The sequence below is a fragment of the Streptomyces calidiresistens genome (genome assembly GCF_014141525.1).
Lineage (GTDB): Bacteria > Actinomycetota > Actinomycetes > Streptomycetales > Streptomycetaceae > Streptomyces > Streptomyces calidiresistens.
The window spans coordinates 1-3,830 of record NZ_VKHS01000537.1; the positions used below are offsets into that span (position 1 = coordinate 1).

4 protein-coding genes are annotated in these 3,830 nt (G+C 76.2%); 1 reads left to right on the forward strand and 3 read right to left on the reverse strand.

Going from position 1 to position 3,830, the window contains the following annotated elements:
* Together FOE67_RS19115 and FOE67_RS19120 are read right to left on the reverse strand one after the other, a co-directional pair.
* A partial coding sequence (locus FOE67_RS19115) for an OB-fold nucleic acid binding domain-containing protein (RefSeq protein ID WP_267133348.1) occupies positions 1-347 on the reverse strand: 347 nt, incomplete at its 3' end.
* Between the two features lie 220 nt (positions 348-567).
* Positions 568-2,298 (reverse strand): DAK2 domain-containing protein, encoded by a 1,731-nt coding sequence (locus tag FOE67_RS19120; RefSeq protein WP_182665944.1) that lies wholly within the window; start codon positions 2,296-2,298, stop codon positions 568-570.
* A 306-nt stretch (positions 2,299-2,604) separates the two neighbouring features.
* On the opposite strand from FOE67_RS19120, the gene rpmB reads away from it, so the two are divergent.
* The gene (gene rpmB / locus FOE67_RS19125) at positions 2,605-2,790 is read left to right on the forward strand and encodes a 50S ribosomal protein L28 (RefSeq protein ID WP_129842680.1); all 186 of its coding nucleotides are present in this window, start codon (positions 2,605-2,607) and stop codon (positions 2,788-2,790) included.
* 205 nt (positions 2,791-2,995) lie between these two features.
* Here the strand turns inward: rpmB and thiD are convergent, their stop codons facing one another.
* A complete protein-coding gene (thiD, locus tag FOE67_RS19130; RefSeq protein ID WP_182665946.1) occupies positions 2,996-3,787 on the reverse strand; it encodes a bifunctional hydroxymethylpyrimidine kinase/phosphomethylpyrimidine kinase in 792 nt (263 codons plus the stop codon).
* Between the last annotated feature and the right edge of the window lie 43 nt (positions 3,788-3,830).

A 3,830-nucleotide genomic window follows, 5' to 3' on the forward strand; every position in this document is an offset into this window, starting at 1 on the left:
CTCGTGGGCTCGGAGATGTCTATAAGAGACAGGCGGTTGAACAGGGAGACCTTGCCGGAGAACAGGCCGCGCCGCCCCGGCAGCAGCTCCCGCTTGTGGTGGTGCGCGCCGCGGCCGAAGAAGACCAGTTGGAGCCGGCCGCTGCCGTCGGTGAGGGTCACCTCCAGCCGCTGCCCCCGGCCCCGGTTGAACGTCAGCACGCGCGCGTCGGCGACCTCGGCCACGACGGTGACGTGCTCGTCCACCGGCAGGTCGGAGAGGCGGGTGAGCTCGCCCCGCTCCGCGTAACGGCGCGGGTAGTGGTGCAGGAGGTCCCCGACGGTGCGCAGGTCGAGGTGGGCGGCCATCACCTTGGCGGTGGCCCCGCCCACCAGCCGGGTCAACGGGGTGGCCAGGGGATCGGCGGACCGGGACGACGGCGAGGTGCTGGAGGTCTCGGGTTGGGCGCTCACCCGCCCATTGCACACCATCCCACCGACATCACCGGTGAGCCGGGGGCCCCGGATCACCGGTGATGCCGGTGGGCCCGCTCCCCCGTCGCCGAACGGGGACGGGGCGCCGCACCGCTCATTCCACGCCGATCAGCAGGGGGGAGCCCTGGCGGCCCTCGTAGCGGACGGTGTCCACCCCGGGGTGTCGCGAGCGCAGGTGGTCCTCCAGGCGGTCGGCCAGTCCCCGGGGGACCTCCGCCCCGGTGACCAGGGTGACCAGTTCCCCGCCGCCGGAGAGCATCCGGTCCAGCACCTCGGCGGCGATTCGCAGGGGGTCGTCCCCGAAGACGACCACGTCCCCGTCGATCAGCCCGAGGACGTCACCCGCCCGGCACACCCCCGCGCTGGTCCAGGACTCGGTCTCGGCGGTGCCCAGTTCCCCGAAACGGGTGGCGCCGGCGGCGGCCGTCATGGCCACCACGTCCTCGTCGAAACGGCGCTCCGGGGCGTGCACCGCCAGCGCCGCGAGCCCCTGCACCGGCGACCGGGTGGGGATGACGGAGACCCGGACACCCGCCCGGCGGGCCTCCTGCGCGGCCGCGGCGGCCGGATGCCACAGCGCCGTGTCGTTGGGCAGCAGCACCACCTCCGGGGCTCCCGCCGCCCGGAGCGCGCCGGCCAACTCCCCGACCGAGGGGGGCTCGTCGGCGGCCGCCGTCAGGGGCACCGCGCCGGCCTCCCGGCACAGTTCGGCGAGGCCGTCGCCGGGGAGCACCGCGACGACCGCCCGGGGGGGAGCGGGGTCACCGGCACCCTCCCCCGGGGGCGTGGTCCCGGGGTTCGCCGAGGGAGCCGAGGGGAGGTGGGCGATGCGGATGCGGTGCGGCCGGCCGACCCGGATGCCGGCCTCCACGGCGGCCCCGGGTTCGTCGGTGTGGAGGTGGAGGTGCCACAGCCCGTCGCCGCCCACCACGACCAGGGAGTCCCCCATCCGGTCGAGGCGCTCGCGCAGTGCGGGCACATCGGCGTCGTCGGCGTCCAGGAGGTAGATCACCTCGAAGGCGGGTCCGGGGCCGGTGTCGGCGGGGGCGCAGGCGGCGGGGCGCTCCCCGGCCGGTCCCGCCCCGGCGACCGGGGTGCGGCCGGGGAGCCGGGCCGGCGGGTGCTCCCCGGCGCGGTGGCCGGCGCGGCCCGGTGCGGGGGCACCGCCGGAGACCGCGGCGTCCAGGGCCTCCAGCACCGTGAGCAGTCCGCTGCCACCGGCGTCCACCACACCGGCCCGGGCGAGCACCGGAAGACGCTCGGGGGTCCCGGCCAACGCCTCGCGGGCCCCCTCGCAGGCGGCTGTGACGGTCTCGGCCACCCCGCCCCCCGCCGCCACCGTCGCCTCCGCGGCACGGGCCGCCGCGGCGGCGACGGTCAGCATGGTGCCCTCCACCGGGTGCGCCACCGCGCGGTAGGCGGAGTCGGCCGCCGTGCGCAGGGCGCGGCCCAGGTCCCCGGCGCCGGCCGCGCCCGCCACCGACCCCAGTTCGACGGCCATGCCGCGCAACAGTTGGGCGAGGATGGTGCCGGAGTTGCCGCGGGCCCCGATCAGGGATCCGTGGGCCATGGCGCGCAGGGTCTCGGCCACATCGGGGTCCCCCGCGCCGGCCGCCTCCACGGCGCGAGCCGCCGACTCCATCGTCAGGTAGAGATTGGTGCCCGTGTCGCCGTCGGCCACCGGGTAGACGTTGATGGCGTCGATGTCCTCCCGGGCGCGCCCCAGGGCGTCCAGCGAGAGACGGCACCAGCGGCGCACCGTCCCCGCGTCCAACGGGCGCGTCACGGGCGATCCCTCCTCGGCGGCTCGGGGGACGATCGGCATCCGACCCCGGGATCCCGATCGGGGCCCCGGGGAGCGCGTACCCGGGAACCGACCGTCGCAGCCTATGCGGCCGACGGGCGGGGCGCGGTCCGGTGGTCGGGGTGAACCGCCCGATTTCGTTCGGGGGGAGGCGGCGGGGTATGCTGCTCCGGTTGCCCGATACCGCCGCGTGAGTCCGCTCCCGGTGTGTCGGGCGCCAATCCCCCGGCCGAGGCCCCCGGAGAACACCCGGTGCCGCAGAGCCGGGTCCCAGCGTACGTATCCGTCTCCCCGTCGTTCCGGGGTGACCCGTCTTTGGAGTGACCCGTGGCTGCCAACTGCGACGTCTGCGGCAAGGGGCCGGGCTTCGGCAACAGCATCTCCCACTCGCACCGCCGCACCCCCCGCCGTTGGAACCCCAACATCCAGCGCGTGCGGGCCGTGGTGAACGGTACGCCGAAGCGGCTGAACGCCTGCACCTCGTGCATCAAGGCCGGCAAGGTCACCCGCTGAGCGGATGACACCACCCGTGGCGGCTCACGGGTGCGCCGACCGTCGTCGGCCCCGAGCCGATCCGTCCCCGTGACGGATCGGCTCTTCGCCGTGTCCGGAACCCTTCCACCGCCGAGCCGCGTCCGACCGTGACGGCTGCGGTTGCGCGGCGGCTCGGCCCCGGCCGGGTCCGTCCCCCGGCCGGGCCGGGGGACGGGCCCGGGGGTCAGTGACCCGGGTTCCCGCCCGGGGCGATGCCGTGGCCGTGGCGAACGGGTCCGATCCCCCCGCCGAGCGGGAAGCCGGTCGCGATCGCGGCCGTGACGTACTCCTTCGCCGCCGTGACCGCGCCGGGCACGTCCGCCCCCCGGGCGAGGTGCGCGGCGATCGCCGCGGCGAGCGTGCAGCCGGTGCCGTGGGTGTGACGGTTGTCCAGGCGGGGCGCACGCAGCCGGTACTCGGTGGTGCCGTCGGTCAACAGGTCGACGGCATCCCCGCTCAGGTGCCCGCCCTTGATCAGCGCCCACTGCCCGCCCAGGGCCAGCACGGCGTCGGCCGCCCGCCGCATGTCCTCCTCGCCCTCCACCCGGAGGCCGGTCAGTTGCGCCACCTCGTCGAGGTTGGGTGTCACCACCAGCGCCCTCGGGAGCAGCAGGGTGCGCACGACGTCCAGGGCGTCGGGGTCCAACAGGGGGTCCCCGTGCTTGGAGACCCCCACGGGATCGACGACCACGGGGGCGTCCACGGTCCCCAGCAGGCCGGCGACGGTCTCCACGAGCGTGGCGTCCGCGAGCATCCCGGTCTTGATCGCCCGTACCCCGATGTCGTCCACCACGGCCCGGAACTGCTCGACGACCGCCTCGGGGGGCAGGGGCCAGGCTCCCCGCACCCCCAGGGAGTTCTGGGCCGTGACGGCGGTGAGCACGCTCATGCCGTGGGTGCCCAGGGCGAGCATGGTCTTCAGGTCGGCCTGGATGCCGGCACCGCCCCCCGAGTCGGAGCCGGCCACGGTGAGCACGGTCGGCGGGGCGGGCTCCCGCGCGGCGACCCCGGGGTGGGCC